General features: G+C 38.3%; 14 protein-coding genes. 10 read left to right on the top strand and 4 right to left on the bottom strand.

All coding sequences use genetic code 11. From position 1 onward, the window contains the following. Positions 1-23 precede the first annotated feature (23 nt). Positions 24-650: a LysE family translocator gene (locus tag J1905_RS14625; protein ID WP_214228026.1), complete on the top strand. Its 627-nt coding sequence runs from the start codon at positions 24-26 to the stop codon at positions 648-650. On the opposite strand, the gene J1905_RS14620 is transcribed toward J1905_RS14625, so the two are convergent. Then, positions 647-1,843, bottom strand: coding sequence for a S41 family peptidase (locus tag J1905_RS14620; protein ID WP_214228025.1), 1,197 nt, complete (start codon positions 1,841-1,843; stop codon positions 647-649). The two genes, J1905_RS14625 and J1905_RS14620, sit on opposite strands and share 4 nt — an antisense overlap. A 181-nt stretch (positions 1,844-2,024) precedes the next feature. Here J1905_RS14620 and J1905_RS14615 point away from each other — a divergent pair, with 181 nt between their 5' ends. The 7 genes from J1905_RS14615 to J1905_RS14585 all read left to right on the top strand — a co-directional run bounded on the left by J1905_RS14615 (position 2,025) and on the right by J1905_RS14585 (position 10,996). Beyond that, on the top strand, positions 2,025-3,095 hold the full coding sequence (locus J1905_RS14615; RefSeq protein ID WP_214228024.1) for a universal stress protein: 1,071 nt from the start codon (positions 2,025-2,027) through the stop codon (positions 3,093-3,095). A gap of 253 nt (positions 3,096-3,348) precedes the next feature. Beyond that, positions 3,349-3,762, top strand: a complete 414-nt coding sequence (locus J1905_RS14610; RefSeq protein WP_214228023.1) for a hypothetical protein — start codon at positions 3,349-3,351, stop codon at positions 3,760-3,762. A gap of 141 nt (positions 3,763-3,903) precedes the next feature. Then, the gene (locus tag J1905_RS14605; RefSeq protein ID WP_214228022.1) at positions 3,904-4,893 is read left to right on the top strand and encodes an inorganic phosphate transporter; all 990 of its coding nucleotides are present in this window, start codon (positions 3,904-3,906) and stop codon (positions 4,891-4,893) included. Continuing rightward, positions 4,878-5,483: a sigma-70 family RNA polymerase sigma factor gene (locus tag J1905_RS14600; protein WP_214228021.1), complete on the top strand. Its 606-nt coding sequence runs from the start codon at positions 4,878-4,880 to the stop codon at positions 5,481-5,483. The genes J1905_RS14605 and J1905_RS14600 overlap by 16 nt, the downstream gene beginning before the upstream one ends. Positions 5,484-5,543: 60 nt before the next feature. Next, positions 5,544-6,554 carry a FecR family protein gene (locus J1905_RS14595; protein ID WP_214228020.1) on the top strand — a complete coding sequence of 337 codons (1,011 nt, stop codon included), beginning with the start codon at positions 5,544-5,546 and terminating at the stop codon, positions 6,552-6,554. Between the two features lie 111 nt (positions 6,555-6,665). Next, a complete protein-coding gene (locus J1905_RS14590; protein WP_214228019.1) occupies positions 6,666-9,722 on the top strand; it encodes a TonB-dependent receptor in 3,057 nt (1,018 codons plus the stop codon). Beyond that, complete coding sequence (locus tag J1905_RS14585; protein ID WP_214228018.1) at positions 9,722-10,996, top strand: purple acid phosphatase family protein; 1,275 nt, start codon at positions 9,722-9,724, stop codon at positions 10,994-10,996. Before J1905_RS14590 ends, J1905_RS14585 begins: the two co-directional genes overlap by 1 nt. Positions 10,997-11,099: 103 nt before the next feature. Here J1905_RS14585 and J1905_RS14580 read toward each other — a convergent pair whose 3' ends face one another. After that, positions 11,100-12,455: a hypothetical protein gene (locus J1905_RS14580; RefSeq protein ID WP_214228017.1), complete on the bottom strand. Its 1,356-nt coding sequence runs from the start codon at positions 12,453-12,455 to the stop codon at positions 11,100-11,102. Positions 12,456-12,737: 282 nt separating this feature from the next. On the opposite strand from J1905_RS14580, the gene J1905_RS14575 reads away from it, so the two are divergent. Continuing rightward, complete coding sequence (locus tag J1905_RS14575) at positions 12,738-14,627, top strand: tetratricopeptide repeat-containing sensor histidine kinase (RefSeq protein WP_214228016.1); 1,890 nt, start codon at positions 12,738-12,740, stop codon at positions 14,625-14,627. Here the strand turns inward: J1905_RS14575 and J1905_RS14570 are convergent. Together J1905_RS14570 and J1905_RS14565 are read right to left on the bottom strand one after the other, a co-directional pair. Continuing rightward, positions 14,624-15,346: a LytR/AlgR family response regulator transcription factor gene (locus J1905_RS14570; RefSeq protein WP_214228015.1), complete on the bottom strand. Its 723-nt coding sequence runs from the start codon at positions 15,344-15,346 to the stop codon at positions 14,624-14,626. The genes J1905_RS14575 and J1905_RS14570 overlap by 4 nt on opposite strands. Before the next feature lie 10 nt (positions 15,347-15,356). Next, complete coding sequence (locus J1905_RS14565; RefSeq protein WP_214228014.1) at positions 15,357-16,466, bottom strand: sensor histidine kinase; 1,110 nt, start codon at positions 16,464-16,466, stop codon at positions 15,357-15,359. Between the two features lie 532 nt (positions 16,467-16,998). On the opposite strand from J1905_RS14565, the gene J1905_RS14560 reads away from it, so the two are divergent. Next, positions 16,999-17,868, top strand: coding sequence for a PKD domain-containing protein (locus J1905_RS14560; protein WP_214228013.1), 870 nt, complete (start codon positions 16,999-17,001; stop codon positions 17,866-17,868). Positions 17,869-17,950: the final 82 nt, after the last annotated feature.

Raw genomic sequence — 17,950 nt, 5'->3', positions numbered from 1 at the left:
CAAAATAATTGGCTCATATAAATATGGAAATATTATCTTTTGCAATCATAATTGGGTCTCTGGCGCTAGGAACTGTCAGCCCTGGACCCAGTTTTATCATGATTGCCAAAACAGCCTTGGGTAAAACAAGGAAGGATGGCATTTTTGCCTCCTTTGGAATGGGAACAGGTGCTGTAATTTTCGCAGGTCTTTCTCTTGGAGGATTACAGTTGCTGTTCAGTGCCATTCCCCTTCTTTATTCTGCTTTAAAAATTATCGGGGGATGTTATTTGTGTTATATGGCCTGGAAGACCTGGCTATCCAGAAACGACTTTGCTTTTACTATGGGACAACACATTGCCGGAGAAAACAGGCAACAACTGCTAGGGTCATTTTACACCGGATTGCTCACGCAGTTGAGCAACCCAAAGACAGCGATAGTTTATACCAGTATATTTGCATCATTGATGCCTAAAAACTATACTTTTCAGGATGCTGCAGTCTTATTAACCTGTATTTTTTTATTGGAGACTTGCTGGTATACTTTTGTAAGTCTTGTTCTTTCTCATCCTATCCCAAGAACGATTTATCTTAAAGCAAAAAGTAGTATCGATAAAGTTACCGCAGGGATACTTGCTGGTTTGGGTATAAGTGTCATTCTCAGTGATTAAATTTTCATCAACGCTTCGTCTTTTCCATCTATATAGTTTTTGATCGAATACTTCATATTGATATCCGGCTTTAGGGGACCTTTCTTCCCTTTCCAGCGCTCCCAATATCTGGTAGAATACGCAACAACTATTTTAGATTTAGGAAGACTAAAACCTCTTACCTCACCATAATGGTTGATGTTGCCACTAGTCGCCTCACCAATGAAGATGGCATTTGAGTTTCTTTTCAGTTCAACTGCATTCATTACTGCTGATGAGAAGGTTTTTTTGCCTATCAGAACAAAGAATTTTCCTTTCTTATTTAAATAACTGGCAGAAATCTTTTCAATAAAAGGATTCAGAATGGCCGAATTTCCTCCACCGTTGTAGCGTAGGTCGAGTATGATTTTTTCGGCTTTTTGTTCGTCGATGATAGGGAAAAGTTCTTCACTGAATTTTGCAAAGGAATATTGTTGGTGCTCTCTGCATTCGCTATAGTTGAAATAAAGGATTTTTTTATCCGCATCATAGTCGAACCAATAATTGCTGCTCTTTTTGTGCGAGAGCAGGCTTTTTCCCGATCTTGTCAGGTTCAGCTTAGCTACATCTTTTCCAGCCACTGGTTTAAGGCTAATCTTTTGTGTCTGGCCATTGCTATTGCTCAATGTAAATGTTGCAATCGAATCGCTATCGATCAGTTCTAAACCATTTAATAATACTGGATTGTTAAGATGTTGCAAAAGGCGATCATCGAAATACGAAGGATTTTCATATTGAATGATTTCCTTAAAACGAGTGAGCACTTCGCTAACCGGATGTCCGTTTATGCTTTCCAATTTACTGTTCAATACCGAAGCATTTGCAGAATCGATGCCGACAATGAATAAACCTTCCTTAAAAAGCTCGAATTGGATGGGTAAAATTTTGGTAAAATCTACTTCTATAAAAGTGTGCTCATCACCAATGGATTTTGTCAGTTTGAAGAGTTCAACAATAAAGCGATTTTGGTCAAATCCGTTGGACCTCATGGATACCTGGTCTACTTTATTTTCAAATTGACTACTATCTATTTTGGCAAAAAGATTGGTATGTTTTATAGGTAAAGTTTTTTTTAGAAATTCTAAATCTTCTATAAAATCGGCTTTTGATAATATTTGTGAAAAGGAGGTACTGCTGATCAGTGCAAATAGAATAAGAATTATCGTTTTTTTCATGTTGAGTTAATCGCGCGTTACGAATTAAGTAAATGACTTTTTACAATGAAAAAGACAAACATTCTTTTAGGAATGTTGCATCTAAAAATAAATAAAAATTTCTGAACCAAACGCAGGCTGAATTGTTATACATTATGTCATCTGATGAAGCGCTTGGAATTATCTTTAAAGCCGAAGTGTCATGGAAACATTTTCTGTAGAATTCAGGGCAGGGAGTCTGGAATTGAGCGCCAGCGTTACTGAATACGATCACCATCAAAAATTTAAAGTAGAAATGCTAAGAGATGAGCCGGACCCTATTTTACTTTCGCGCTCTCAGAAAGGAGAATGGACAGTTGCTCAACGTGGTTCCAGGAATTTCTCCAACAGTGATTTTCAGGAGTTGGAAGATGCGATAGAAGTTCAATTGAATGAAATACATGGAGTACAGCAGATGCTCGTACTCACTGATTTTTCTGAGGAGGCCTCGAATGCCGCAAATTACGCTGTTGGACTGGCTCATCAGTTGAAGACAAGGAAGCTGATCCTTTACCATTCTTATGAATCATTTGTAATACCTCCTGTAGCATTTACACCACTTACAGGGGCCCTTAATGTATCTGCAAAGTTAAGCAATGAAAAACTAAATGAACTTAAAAATGAGCTGGAGGACCGGTTGCCTGAAGCTACAAAAATTGACCTTCGAACTGACGACAGAAACCTAATTGAGGCTGTAAATACGCAAGTTGATGAGGAAAATATCGGGCTTGTTGTTACTGGCATATCCGGAAAAAGTGGTCTGGAAAAAGCTCTTGTAGGCAGTAATGCGATGAATTTGGCCAAAGCTTGCCATGCTCCATTACTGATTGTTCCAGCTGCGGCCACCTTTCAACCCATAAAAACGGTAGTTTTTGCCTGCGATTTAAAGCAGGTTTCCAAATCTACACCTGCCTTTGCCATTAAGTCATTTGTACATGCTTTGGCTGCAAATTTACTCATTTTAAATGTGGAGCACGACCGTGCTCATTTACCTCCAGGTGCCATCAAAGAGATGAGCGACCTACATCGGCTTTGGGATGATGAACAAGTGGAAATCCATTATACTCACCATGAAAATAAGGCTGAAGGAATCATGGAATTTGCTGGGCATCAACGGGCAGAATTGCTGGTCGCAGTACCAAAGGAATACGGATTTTTTGAACATATTTTTCATCACAATATGACTGATAAGCTGGCCTATCACAGTCATTTACCGCTGTTGTTATTTAGATAAGAGGTATTTTTATAGAGATAAATGTGGTTATGGAAAGGAATGTGGTGCTTGGCATACTGATCATTATTTTTTCAATATTGTTATTGATTTTTCTGCTATGGGGGAAGAGAAAAGACTAGGGGAATTCAACACCCTGCCTTGTTATTTTAATTTGCCCGCCTTTTTGAGATTTAATTTAAAGTTAATATTGGATGGGTTTAAATGTAACATGTCTTAGGTACCTTTAGGTAATTAACCTCTTAAATTATATCCATTGAATAAAATACACTCAATATTGGTTCTTTTAGTTGTCGTTTATTTTGCGATGTCAAGCTGTAATAATAAGTATCCATTTAAACCTCCCTACAAGATGGCCAGTGGTTATGTGATTGGAAGGGAGAACTGTAATGAGGATCTTTCAAAAGATTATTGGCTAATTGAAATTGTATCCTCTCCTTCACCAATCAAGCAATATGGTGATACCCTTACGCTTAATGGAGTTAAGTATATCAATGTAGTAAAAGCAACTGGTCTCTCTGAGTCCTTAAAAGTAGTTGGCGAAAAGGTAGGTTTTGATTTTAATATAACGAGCGTCGCTACTTCTACTTCTGGCTGTTCAGTTGATACCCCAAAAACGTATAAACTAAAAGTGGCTAGCATTATAAATAGTGGTAGAGCATTATTTTAAAATAAACCAATTAGTAGTCAGGTTATTAGGTTTTTTGTTCCGTACTTTATTTCGTAATTTTAAGTTAATATAGAGTTGTTAACTTTACAATAGAACCAAAAACTATACTATCCGAATTGCATACTAGAAAGGAGGGAAGGTATGACCATACTTATTATAGTTATTGGATTAGCTTTATTATTTGATGTCATCAACGGCTTTCACGATGCGGCTAATTCTATAGCTACAATTGTCGGAACAAGGGTTTTATCTCCTCGATTAGCAGTATTATGGGCTGCCTTTTTCAATTTCATTTCATATTTGATTTTCAAACTTAATGTTGCAAATACAATCGCTAAGGATATTGTTCATCCCGAAATTGTAACGATGCAGGTATTGATAGCGGGATTGCTGGCAGCTATTATATGGAATCTGCTGACCTGGTTTTTTGGACTTCCTTCAAGTTCATCGCACACCTTAATTGGCGGTTTCGTAGGGGCAGCTATTGCCAGCGCAGGTTTTAGCGCGGTGATGTATTCGGCAGTTTTAAAAATTATCTTGTTTATTTTTTTAGCCCCTTTAATCGGCATGTTGGTTTCTATAGTGATATCCGTTGTGGTGACCTGGATTTGTAGAAATGCTAATCGCGGGAAGGTAAGCAAGCATTTCAAGAAACTTCAGTTGCTTTCTGCAGCTGCCTTTAGTATTGGACATGGTGCAAATGATGCACAAAAAATAATGGGTATCATCGCTGTAGCTTTAATTGCATCCGGAGAGTTAGATAAAACTGCCACAATACCATTTTGGGTCGTCATTTCCTGCCACACCGCAATGGGACTAGGTACATTGCTCGGAGGCTGGCGTATTGTTAAAACAATGGGATCTAAAATAACGCATCTGAAACCATTTGAAGGGTTCAGCGCCGAAACTTCAGGAGCAATCACGCTTTTTTCTACAAGCATCTTAGGTATTCCGGTTAGCACCACGCACACAATTACCGGAGCCATTATAGGAGTCGGGGCTATAAGAAGGATTTCCGCTGTGCGTTGGGGGGTAACTATCCCCATAGTCTACGCCTGGATACTTACCATTCCTGCGACTGGATTACTGGCTACATTGATACACTACATTTTAACATGGACAGTTTTTTAGCAAAACGTAATACATCCTTAATATCTTATTTATATCCCTTGTCGAGTTTTGGAGTTAATATCATGGGGTCAAATAAAGAGCTTGTTAATTTTGAGTTGCTCTATAAACGCTGGAGTGGCATGCTGCATCAATATGCCTTTTATTTTGTAAAAGATGAAGAAGCTGCAGCCAGTTTGGTGAATGATCTATTTGTACAGTTCTGGTTTAACAAAACAAAGCCTGATAACCTTAAGGGCTATTTGTTTAGAGCAATAAAAAATTCCGCCATCAATTACCTGAAACAACATAAGAACAAATCCTTGACTTTACTTGAGCAGGAGGACCTGACTGCAATTTCTGATCTTTCCTTTGGCGATGAAATTACGAATGAATCCGAGCAACTGGATTTTCTGCATTTTCTCATTAACAAACTTCCTGAACGGAGGCAATTGGTTTTTAAAATGCACAGAATAGAAGGCTTTAGCTATGCGGAGATTGCAGACTTACTCCAGATCTCTGTTAGAACTGTGGAAGACCATCTTTCGAAAAGTATGCAGTTTATCTATGGTCAGTCCCAACATTTAATTCATAGAAAGTTAACAGAAGCTTAACTGATCCCAGCCCGTATTTTTTGTGCGCACAATTGTCTTTACTGTTGAATGAGGATAGTTATGGATAATAAATTATGGGATTGCATCACCAAACGCTTGTCTGCTGAAGAAACAGCAGATTCAGCGGCCATGCTGGATACCTGGCTTGCCGAAGATGCAGTACACCAAGAAGAATATTTAAGGATACAGGAGCTCTGGACACTGTCGGAAAAGCTACCTGTACAACAACCGTTAGATTTTGAGTCTGTAAGAGCGCAAATTTCCGAAACAAGTCAGGTGCTAGAGCTTGCCCAAACAAATAAAGCCGGCCTCTGGTGGAAGTATGGTTTGGCCGCAGCCATGACCGGTATCTTCTTACTGACAGGGCTATTTTATTATCGCTCGGCACAAACTCAGCCCGAAAAGTGGGTACTGAAAAGTGCAGGAGCCGGTAAGATCATCAAGGTTTTATTACCAGACAGTACCACTGTATGGCTGAATTCGGGAAGTGAAATTAGCTATAAGGATGACTTCAAAAATGATCATCAGCGCCTGGTGAAGTTGACCGGAGAGGCATATTTTGAAGTTACTCATGATGCGTCGCATCCTTTTGTGGTGAGCAGCGCCGAAATGAATACTACGGTTTACGGAACCAGTTTCAATGTACGGGCTTATGATAGTGAACAATTAATGGTAGTTGCGGTTAATTCAGGTAAAGTGGGGGTAACCACAGCTGAAAATAAAAAAGCAGTGTTCCTATTGCCAAGTGAAAAGTTAACCTACGATAGGAAAAAGGCCAAGACTGAAAAGGCCAGCATGAGCAAAAGCGATGTCGATTCCTGGGTGTCGGGCGAACTGATCTTTGAACAAACGCCATTCAATGAAGTTTTTGAAACTTTAGCACGAAAGTATAACCTGAAGATCAAGACAGGAAAGATTAACTATACTGATTGCAAGCTAACTGCAAGATTCAGAAACAAATCTATACATGAAGTTCTGAAAACATTAAATCTCTCTATGAACATACAATCAAAATTTGTTGGACAAACCATTTACATAGAAGGAGGAGCACCATGCAATAGTACCAAATAAAAAAGCCGTTCCTGTTTGCCCAGGGACGGCCTTAATTCTTAGTCAAACGGCGGCGAACCGTTGACTATCATTTTATTATTTAAATCGTGAAAATTTAAACAACTCAAATTTATGAAAAAAATTAATGAGGCTAACCGCCTTATGAAAATAATTATGCGTACAAGCTTAATAATTAGTGTCATCTCATTGATCTCCATTCAGTTGGTAGCGGCATCTGCAGTACGTGGTCAAAGCGGACTGGATAAACGTATTAGTATCAATATGCGTAATGTGGCTTTCGCAGACCTGCTTAAAGAAATTGAAAAGAAAACAGGGGTCAGTTTTGTGTATACCAACAAGGAAACTGTAGAGACAAAAGTAACTGTTCACGATGAGACCAAAACAGCAAGGACAATATTGATTCCTTTATTGCAAAAAAACAACCTGCGACTTATTGAAGACGGAACAATGGTGGTACTTAAAAAAGCAGAATTGCAGGTACGTGCAGCAAAGCCAGGTGCGGCGGTCGGCTATGTAAAGGATAAAGTAAGTAACCAGACTTTGCCTTATGCAACCGTAATTTTGAAAGAAACCAACCAGAAATATGTTACGGATGCCAATGGCTATTTTGTAATCAACAACTTAAAACCAGGAAAAGCAACGCTTCTGGTAAACTATATTGGGTACGTAGCCACATCGTTTACAGTGGATATCCAAGATGGTGAAACTGCAAAATTAGAACTGAAACTGGAGAGCCAGAGCAACGACATGAAAGGCATTTCAGTAACCGGGATCAGGAGAGGGGAAGCCATTGCCTTGAGTAATATGCGCAATGCAGATAACATTAAATATGTACTTTCTCAGGAGCAGATCGAGCGTTTCCCTGATGCTACTGTTGGCGAAGCTATGCAGCGTGTACCGGGTATTGCGATGGACTATAGCTATGGTTTGCCAAGAAACATCATCATCAGGGGATTGGATCAGAGTATGGGATCTATCACCCTAAACGGAAACAGACTACCCTCTACACAAACCAACTCCAGAGATATTGACCTGAACGGTATTCTCTCGTCGACTGTTGAAGCCATAGAAGTTAACAAAACGCTAACTCCCGATATGGATGCTGATGGAACTTCAGGTTCGGTTAACATCATTTCTAAAACACCAAAATCGGGTACACAGCAAATGCAGGTTAAGGGTTCTTTTGGTAACAATTTTCTATTAGGCAAGCAAAACTTTGATGGGTCATTTGATTTTGGCCGTAGAGATAACAAATGGGCTTACCTGGTTGGTGTAAACTATAGCAATACTTATAGAGGGGAAGACAGAGTTCAGAAAGATTATGATATGTACGAGATTGCAGGGGTAGAGAAAATGAAGCTATCTAACCTTGAATTGGAAGGATCAGACCTGCATCGTGAGAACCTTGGACTGCAAGCTGAATTGAGCTATTTCCCCACTGAGAAGATCCAGATTTATGCAAGAACTTCGTATAACAAGTTTTATGAACTACAAACAAGAGGAACAAAAAGCTATAACATTGGTGAGTACACAGATGAAAATACTGCTACAGGTATTAGTATAGGCGCAAGCGGTTCTCCTAGAGACTATCATAGAGATCTGCTGAGCTTTTCAGTTGGTACTAAAGCCAATATCAATAACTGGAAACTGGATTTAGACCTCACTTATGCAAGTGGCTTATATGATCAGCCAATCTACTACGACGGATATTTTACTTATGGTGGTTTAAATGCCGGCATCGACATCAGTGATCCGCGTGCTCCACAATTTAACTTTACCAATGGCGATGTAAACAATGCTGCCAATTATACCACTTCTTCATATGTGAACAGGCACCAGATTGCTCATGACAAGGATGGTCAAGGATCGTTTAATGTGCAGCGGACTTTTAACCTCAGCCAAAAAAACAAACTGATGTTTAAGTTTGGAGGGCGTTACAGATATAAGGAAGATGACCATACCAGAGATTATTTCCAGTACATGCTGAAGACGGGGAAAGTGTCAATGGATAACTTTCTGTCTGATTATTCCAGGAAGGATTATTTCAATGGCAAGTACAACCTTTCAGGGGCTATTGCCAATGGTTACCTGATGGAAGACTATTATCAGAAAAACCTGTCACTTTTTGAAAGTGACGAAACCTATATCAGACAGAATACCGATCCCGATTCTTATAGTGGTAAGGAAACTATGGGAGCAGGCTATGTAATGGGTAAATTGACGTTAGATAAGCTCGACATCATTACCGGGCTGAGGTATGAACGCACAGGGTTTGATTACCGAGGTAACATTGTGTCGTTTGACAATCAGGGTAAATATGTAAGCACCAATAAAGTGAATACCAAGTCGGCATTTGATGGCTTCTTTCCTAGTCTGAACCTAAAGTATGCGATAGATCAGCGTACCAATGTAAGGGCAGCAGTTACGAGATCACTTTCCCGTCCCGGTTATTATGACCTGGTACCATGGCAGGAAGTAGAGCCACGAAGAAAGCGAATGAAAATGGGAAATCCTGATTTGGATCAGGCTACTTCCACCAATGTTGACTTCTTGTTTGAACACTACCTGAAATCACTCGGTTTATTATCCGGAGGGATCTTTTATAAGAATATAGAAAATTACATTTATGAAAGTATTTATACTCAACAAGGTGGTCAGTTTGATAAGTATCAGGTAACTCAGACTGTAAACGGTGCAAACGCGCATGTTTATGGTTATGAAATTGCCTGGCAGCAGCAGCTAACTTTCTTGCCTGGATTTTTGAATGGTCTGGGTATCTATGGAAACTTTACCCAAATCCAGTCGAAGTTTAAGGTACCGGGTATTGTGAGTGAGCGCACTGTACGTTTGCCATCGATGCGTCCTAAGGTAGGTAACGCATCATTGTCTTATGAGAAGTATGGCTTCTCCGGCCGTATCTCGCTGAATTTCTATGATACTTTTATCAGTGAGCTTGCAGAGGAACAAGCGAATGACCTGATGGAAAAAGGCAGAATGCAGCTCGACTTCTCAGCTTCACAGCGCATTAATAAGAAGTTTACCGTTTTTATGGGGATTAGTAACATCAATAATGCCCAAACTATCCTGGATTATGGTGACGGAAGACCAAATGATCATAAATACTTTTCTACATGGGCCAATGCAGGCTTTAAATACAATCCTTTTTAATGATGAAGAACATTACCAGAGAAATTATCACAATCATTATAGTTCTTTTAGGCTTTCAACTAGCTAAAGGGCAATCTTTCAGGGCTTCAGCTTTCCCCGATCGGATTATTCTGACCTGGTCGGCAGATCCTACAACCACACAGTCGGTTACCTGGCGCACCGACACTACTGTACATAAAAGTTATGCGCAGGTATTGATGGAAGACAGCTCACCTGACCTTGAAAAAGACAATTTTGGAGAATTTGTTGCCCTTACCACTTCCCTGCAGGGAGCCGAATATGAAAAGGCGAATTATCATAGTGCCACCATGACGGGCTTAATACCTGATCAGGTTTATACCTACCGTGTAGGGGATGGAAAGAACTGGAGCGAATGGTTTCAGTTCCGTACTGCACCTGCCAAGGTGAAACCTTTTTCATTCATTTATTTGGGTGATGCTCAGAATGACATCAAGTCAAAATGGTCAAGGGTAATCAGAAAGGCCTTTGCTACTCATGGCGATGCGCGATTTATTGTTCATGCTGGCGACCTGATCAATCGCTCTAACAATGACAATGAATGGGGAGAATGGCATTTTGGCGCTGGGTTCATTAATGGAATGATTCCGAGTATTCCTTCATCTGGAAATCATGAATACTTCAGAGATGAACAAAAGACTTTAACACTTGATCCCCATTGGCGGTCTCAGTATACTTTGCCAGAGAACGGCCCTAAAGGTTTGGAAGAATCTGTATACTACATCGATTATGCCAATGTTCGTCTCATTTCATTGAACTCTCAGATGATTGTACTTGATTCCAACTCCATGAAAATTCAGGCAGAATGGTTGGAAGGGGTATTAAAGAACAATCCCAAGCAATGGACCATGATCACTTATCATCACCCGATCTACTCAACAGCAAAAGGCAGAGACAATAAGGAATTCAGAGATTTGTTTAAGCCCTTGTTTGATAAATATCATGTAGACCTATTGATGCAAGGGCACGACCATACTTATAGTCGTGGGCAGAATTTGCCTACTGGTGTATCAGGAAAGGTTGGCGGCCCTATGTATGTGGTTTCAGTGGCCGGACCAAAAATGTACAAAATAGATGTGAGCCCAAGGTGGATGGATGTATTTGCAGAAAACACGCAACTGTTCCAAATCATATCGGTTGACGGTGATAAACTGATTTATACAGCATACAAGGCTTCCGGAGAGGTTTTTGACGCTTTTAGTCTTAAAAAAACGAATAAAGACAAAGCGGCTGTATTTACAGATTTAAAAAAGTAAAAGGCACAATAGCTTAGAGATTTCCCTAGATATAGCAATGCCTGTTTTGACATAAGTTAAAACAGGCATTGCTTTTGAACTATTTCCGTATCGGCGCAGCTACCTAATGATGTCGCTTAACTGCAAAAAATGCTTTTACATTGATCGTTTCAATATGTTTACAAGGAATTTGCTGATTCGCTGCATATCGATATAAGGTAGCTTCTAAATCACCCTCCACAAGTTTGCCTACAGCAGGCCATTTGCTAATGAAAACTTTTCCTGGTGATAGTAGCTGTTTTGGTGGCCCGGCATCTACACAACTGAGCGCGCCACATAGATATCTTTTTTTATCTACATCGGGACCATAATAGATAACTGCTTTTCTTGGAGGAATACCTCCTGATGGAAAGGAATATGGGTAAAATCCTGATACATTTCCGTTTAACGTAGCCTGAAGTTCGTTTTCTCCATTATGTCCAACGATCACAATATTGTTGCCGTTCGAAGAAATGCTAACATCATCCAGCTGAACCTTTTTCCCATCTACATAAAAATCAAACTTAACTTTTATTAAATTAACAGGACAGAGGATGATCATTTTTCCACTTCTGCCTGGTCTTGTAGGATCCTTTTTCTGGAATAAATTAGATAAAGTTACTTCGGCAGTAGCAGTGCTATTTTTTTTAATGCTGGCTGGAGCAGTATAACGTGCCTCATTTTTTTGGGCGTCCACATTCAGTGTTCCTAACCCATGTACTTTCCATCCGGAAACATTTTTTTTAATGTTGTATGGTTGAGGTTTTGTAACCGGTGCCAACAGATCATCCGGATCTCCTCCAGGTTCAGGAATTTCATCTTCATAGTTCACAGCGCTGATGTAAAAGTTAGCTTTTTCACCTTCAGATACATTGGTTTCGGAGCATAGCAGTTCAAAAATGCGGTAGGTACCCCAGGTACTGAAGTGTTTGGTGGTAACAGTAAGCGTTTGACGAACACTATCTAATTCCGTAGCCACTTTTCCGAACCAATGCCCGGCGCTATCCTGATAAGCAACATTGAGCAGCTCGGGACTGGAACCTTCTATCTGTTTACTGGTATAGTTGAACTTGATGGTGACTGGCTTGGCAAATGATACATTTTCAGGCGTCAATTTATACGTAACAGTATCTCCGCTCTGTGGTAATGTACTCCTGACTGCCTGAATAGAAAATTGCATTGCTTTTTGGATGGCTGCCGGGGGAATAGTGACCGAAATATTGCCTTTAGGTATGGATATAACGCCACCTTCAGGGCCTATTGTTTTTGTTATGGGATTTCCGATCGGTGTACCTTTTTCAAAGACTTCAAGTTCAGGCATTGGCTTTGGCTTTGGATCTTCGGGGTCACGATTGTTATTGTTTTTTTTGCAACCTGTAAGGCTCCCTGCCAGCAGACAGGCTAGTAGCAAAATGCAGAGGGTAATGAATCTGAGTTTCATGATTAAATACTATTAGAATAAGGGAAGCAAAGTAAAGGAGAAAGGGGAGTGTAAGTGATGTAACTTATACAGGAAGCTGGCTTTTAGGTAGATAAGCATAGGTACAACCACTTAGTGGTGTAAACTTCATAAATTTTTGTTGTTTGTCGACGATAATGCATCTTCCGTCTAATAAAATAGGTAATAGTACTGACTTTCAGATGTTCGGATGTATCTTAGCTAAGAAAAATGTGATGCCAGATCGGGTCTCATTTCATTTATTCTTATTAATCGGTTCTCAAGATGGCTTCAAAAGGAATTATTCGTTTAATCCTCTTTTTTTTATTTATCACCTGCCAGGGGAAAGTATCACTCGCTTCGTCCATTCTACAAATTGATTCAAGTAGTTTTAAAGCAAAGGTAAATACCTGTAAGCGTCAGTTACAAAGAAATGTACTCGATTCGGCTACGGGTTCGATAGCAGAGTTAAAGAAAATGGCAATACTGTTCCCCGGAGATTCCAGAGAACGAAATTATTTAATCTATCTTCAACTTCAATTTGATTTAGAGCTCAGGAAAGCAAATTATGTTGAATCCGCAAAAATAGCCAGGGAAACACTTGATCTGAGTTTAAAACTCAATGATCAACTTAATATTGCGGATTCATATTATGCCATTGCTTTTACCCAAAGTAAGGTCGGAGAGTGGAGCAAAGCAGCTGAAAACATAACAAAAGCACTTAAAGCTTCAGAAACGCTCAACAATAAACGCATACAGGGGAAATATTATTTCTTCCTTTCTGATATATTTTTTCAGCTTCGCGATGGTAAAAAATCTCTTTTCTATTCAACTAAAGCCTATGGATTATTTAAGGGGGAGAATAATAGTGAATTTTTAAAAGGTCGTTTAAACATCATTTTAATGGAAGTGCTAAGTGATCAGTATGAGTTGGCATTGAAACATCTTGAGGAAGTAGAGCATAATATTGATAAAGTTAAAGAACCTTTTCAAACTGCATTAATACATTTATATCGAAGTCATGTTTATCACCGTCAAAAGAAGCCGGAACCTTCTCTTTCTGAGTTGAACAAAATACCGCACTATTACAATTTTATTAAAGATAATCTGAAGAAAGTAGATCTGATGTTACATGTTGAGATGGCCATGGCAGAGACTCATTGTGCTCTACAAAATTATAAAGAGGCCAGATATTATTTTGACAGAAATATTAAAATGGTATTACTTAAAATGGATGCCAATGATATAAAGGAAAGCTTACAGCTTGGTTCTAAGATTTATGAAGGCATCGGAGACAATTTAGCTGCTCTGAGTTATCTCAAGAAATTCACTTTATTTAGTGATTCGCTGAATAAAATCTCAATGAATAAAGCTATTCATGAAACTGATGTTAAATACCAAACTACCCTAAAAGAGAAAGCGATATCTGACCAAAAATTATTACTCAGTACCAAGGACTATGAACTCCACAAAAAGGATCGATATATCATTTTTGGTTTCTCTGCAATCGTACTGCTCTTATTGACCTCTTTTATTGGATATCTGATCTATAGGAATAAAAATCAATCCATTGAATTGAGTTTGCTTAAGGCGCAAATACACCCTCATTTTTTATTTAACACCCTCAATAATCTATATGCCTTAAGTATGAATAAATCAGATGAAGCTCCTGGTGTGGTTTTGGGATTGGCCAATATACTTCGATATATTTTATATGAATGCAATACTGTAAATGCTAGCCTGAAAAAGGAAATGGATATTATCTCAGAATACATTGCATTAGAGAAAATAAGGTGTAAAAAAGAACTTGAAGTCAATATCTATATTGAAAACGATTTACAGGCTTATACTATCGCCCCTCTTTTATTATTGCCATTAGTTGAGAATGCTTATAAGCATGGAGCGAATAAACTGGAGATGGACGCCTGGATTAATATACATGCAAAAGTAGTTGGAAATAGATTTTATTTTAAAATATCTAACAACAAGCCTGAAGAGATCAACGCGATTACCTCTAAGTCGAGATATGGCAATATCGGTTTAAGGAATATAAAGAAGAGGCTGGATATCATCTATCCTAAACGGCACAAATTTAAAATTACCGACTCAGAGGATATCTTTTTAGTTTCTCTGGAACTCGAAGTAAAAAGAAGACAAGTTCAATATTCCACTTAGGACATTACCCGAAGTCTTTTTTGACATTCTGCCTTATAGTTGCGTCCTATTGGTAGCTCTTTCCCTAAAACATCTATGGAGTAGGAATGGTAGCTCTCTATTTTGTTCATTGCTACAATAAATGACCGGTGAATTCTGACGAACTTGTCTTCAGGTAATAGCTCTTCAAGTAAGCTGATCTTTTGTTTGCTAATTAAAACTTTATCTTTAAGTACAACTTTGATATAATCTTTTAGGCTTTCAACCCAGTAAATGTCTTCCACATTTACTTTCACCATTTTTCTTTCCACCCTAAGATATAAAAAGACATCGCTTTTCTGTTCAGCCGGTTGCTGAGCGATACTTATTTTGTTACTATTCACTTTATAGGATTCGAATATTTTGTCCATCGCCTTTAAAAAACGGTCAAACGGAATTGGTTTTAAAAGGTAGTCCACTGCATTTAAATCAAAACCATCTAAGGCATAATCTTGATAAGCAGTCGTGAAAATAACTTTGGGTGGATTTTTCAAGCTTCTGATTAAATCTGTTCCCAACAAACCAGGCATCTTAACATCCAGGAAAATAAGATCGACTTTCCCTTGTTGCAATATTTGAAATGCTTGTATTGCATTGTTGCATTTCGCAATGATTTCAATTTCAGGAAAATTCTGTACATACTTCTCAATCACCTCTATCGCATAAGGTTCATCATCCACAATAAGCGCCTTAATTTTCATATCGTTTTTTTTATATTACATTATCTATTTCATCCTCTTTGAGGAGTTGAATTTCAAGTATAACCACGAACATTTCTTCTTCATTATATATGATCAGTTCGTATGCATTTTTAAAATTCAAATCAAGCCTTTTTCTTACATTTTCTAAACCGGGTTTTTCAAAGTCTTGTGCTAAATTTTCTGGTTCGTTAATTGGCCTACTATTGGATACTTTGAATTTCAGTTTATTATCACAAATGTTAATGTCTATTTTTATCCAGGGGTTGTCAATGGTTTCAGCTGTGCCGTGTTTGAATGCGTTTTCAACTAAAGGTAACATGAGTAGCGGCGCCACATAATAGCCCTGACTGGCGCCCGTAATTGTTAGGTCTAAATCTAGCCGGTCCTGATACCTTATCTTTTCCAATTTGATATAGCTTGTTAGTATTTCAATATCTCTTGAAAGCTTCACTACTGTAGTATTACATTCATAAAGTGAATAACGCAGCACCTCAGATAATCCAAGTACAATTTCGGGTGATGATGGAGATTGTTTTAAAGTTAAAGCATACAGATTATTAAGGGTGTTAAATAGAAAATGCGGGTGTATTTGGGCTTTTATAGAATTAAGTTCAGCCTGCAATGAGATTTGTCTTTTTTCATGCCACATTTTTATGAAATTCAAACTGATTGCAAACCAGATTATTGAATTAACTTTTTGAAAAGCGCTTATAAGCGGTTCAGGGGAGATGATATTCTCCATATTCATAAATTCATAGTCGGCAAGGTCTACATGTGCTGAGGCAATGGGTAGCGAATTTGATAAATATGGAAATACAAACATTAATTCTACTATTCTGTAAATGAACGTCATCAGCAGCACTGAGCCTGTAAGCGCAATAAATAATGCAGGATAGTTTTTCTTACGAAGATATATTGGGATAATCAGGTAAGCGTTAATACAGAAATAAACAATATGTACAGGTATAAGTATAAGAGCTAAGTTGAAGGCGATCTGGAAATCCTGACCTGGCTTGCCATAAGGATTTAATAAGGTAAGAACAGCTATACATAACAACCAAAACATGAGGTGATTTGCTAGCCGGAAAGATTGGTTTATCCTTTTAAGGTTTAATCTCATATACAAATATAATGACTTGCCTAGTTTAATTTGAGTTTGAGGACAAAGCGCCTGATTTCATCGACAAAATGCATCCGGCTATCTAAAATCTATACTTAAATTCCTTTCCCCCCTTAAGAATTCCGATTGATCCTTAATTAGGTTTACCGTTGTATCTTCGGGTTTTTCTAATTCGATCAAATAAATAGAATTAATGTCTATTAATTTTGACCTGCGACTTTTACTAAATTCTCTCACCTCTGTTCTACCTATAATGTCATTCTGTCCAACAAAAGTTATAAGTGCAATAAATAGTATGCTTGTAAAAAACTTTACTTGATATTTTTCCATAAGTTAAATCTTGTAGAAAATGTTTAATGCTGCCAGAGGTGCAGACAGATAGTGCCTGGATGTAGATAAACTGAGTTTAACTATAGATAGGTGGTGTTCATCGTTAGAATTCGGTTCAATAGTATGCCTAGATCCCTATTTAAGCGTCAGCTATTTGACCTTATTTATATTCCTGCTTACTTGCAATAAAAATAGGAAGTTGATGAAAAGAAATAGATTGCAGTGGTATAAACTGTACTTACCTTTATTAATATTGTTTTTATTTTCTTGCGAGAAAAAAAAAGTTACTGTAATTGTAGAAGATACGCAACCGCCTATAGTGGCGTTCAATTGGTTGGGTGTGCAGAATGCGCCTGCGAAAATCACTTTCAATAATCTGACTTCGAAAGCAGATTCCTTTCGCTGGAATTTTGGCAATGGTGTAACTTCTACAGCAAGTCAACCTCCCATAGTAAGCTATTCTAATGCGGGGACTTATGAAGTGAGCCTTACGGCAACTTATCATGGTAAATCGGCCTTCATTAAGAAAAATATCGTTATTGTAACAGGTTCTGAACAACCTGTAGCCAGATTTTCAAGTGTTTTTAAAGACAATAAATCCTATCCACCTACTACTGTAGTGTTAACTAATGAATCAGTTAATTCTGATTTTTTCGAATGGCAGATAAATGGTAAAACTGTCAATTCTACCTATGATCGGGGTACTGAGCAAATGGTATGCGGTACACCCGGGAAATATGTTGTTAAGCTCTGGGCAATGAAGGGAAATAAACGTTCTGCTGTATTTGAAGAGATCATTACAGTTGAGGCTAATCCCAATCCAATTGCCAGTTTCATTCCGGACGGATGGATTACAACCAGGAAGGTCGGAGAAGAAGTTGTTTTTTTTAATACCTCTAAGAATAGCGACAGTTGGGAATGGACTTTTGGTGACAATGGTCCGAAAGCAAGTACAGATGAGCATGCCTTCGTGAAATTTACTGCCCCGGGAACCTATACCGTTAAACTGACTGCCAAAAAGGGAAATCTACCTCCTGGTTTTTACCAGGTTAACATGAAGATCATTCCATAATTTGATCTGTAACAAAATATTGTTGCTTTAATTCTGAATTTCATATCTTTAAGATTGCTACTCACTTAAACATCATTTGTGA

The organism is Pedobacter sp. B4-66, assembly GCF_018492665.1.
Taxonomy (GTDB): Bacteria; Bacteroidota; Bacteroidia; order Sphingobacteriales; family Sphingobacteriaceae; genus Pedobacter.
This window is presented reverse-complemented; position numbering and strand designations above follow the sequence as displayed.

Bases quoted from the DNA above. Each gene is read 5' to 3' on its own strand.
- J1905_RS14625 (WP_214228026.1), top strand. From the start codon at position 24: ATGGAAATATTATCTTTTGCAATCATAATTGGGTCTCTGGCGCTAGGA.
- J1905_RS14620 (WP_214228025.1), bottom strand. From the start codon at position 1,843: ATGAAAAAAACGATAATTCTTATTCTATTTGCACTGATCAGCAGTACC.
- J1905_RS14615 (WP_214228024.1), top strand. From the start codon at position 2,025: ATGGAAACATTTTCTGTAGAATTCAGGGCAGGGAGTCTGGAATTGAGC.
- J1905_RS14605 (WP_214228022.1), top strand. From the start codon at position 3,904: ATGACCATACTTATTATAGTTATTGGATTAGCTTTATTATTTGATGTC.
- J1905_RS14600 (WP_214228021.1), top strand. From the start codon at position 4,878: ATGGACAGTTTTTTAGCAAAACGTAATACATCCTTAATATCTTATTTA.
- J1905_RS14595 (WP_214228020.1), top strand. From the start codon at position 5,544: ATGGATAATAAATTATGGGATTGCATCACCAAACGCTTGTCTGCTGAA.
- J1905_RS14590 (WP_214228019.1), top strand. From the start codon at position 6,666: ATGAAAAAAATTAATGAGGCTAACCGCCTTATGAAAATAATTATGCGT.
- J1905_RS14585 (WP_214228018.1), top strand. From the start codon at position 9,722: ATGATGAAGAACATTACCAGAGAAATTATCACAATCATTATAGTTCTT.
- J1905_RS14580 (WP_214228017.1), bottom strand. From the start codon at position 12,455: ATGAAACTCAGATTCATTACCCTCTGCATTTTGCTACTAGCCTGTCTG.
- J1905_RS14575 (WP_214228016.1), top strand. From the start codon at position 12,738: ATGGCTTCAAAAGGAATTATTCGTTTAATCCTCTTTTTTTTATTTATC.
- J1905_RS14570 (WP_214228015.1), bottom strand. From the start codon at position 15,346: ATGAAAATTAAGGCGCTTATTGTGGATGATGAACCTTATGCGATAGAG.
- J1905_RS14565 (WP_214228014.1), bottom strand. From the start codon at position 16,466: ATGAGATTAAACCTTAAAAGGATAAACCAATCTTTCCGGCTAGCAAAT.
- J1905_RS14560 (WP_214228013.1), top strand. From the start codon at position 16,999: ATGAAAAGAAATAGATTGCAGTGGTATAAACTGTACTTACCTTTATTA.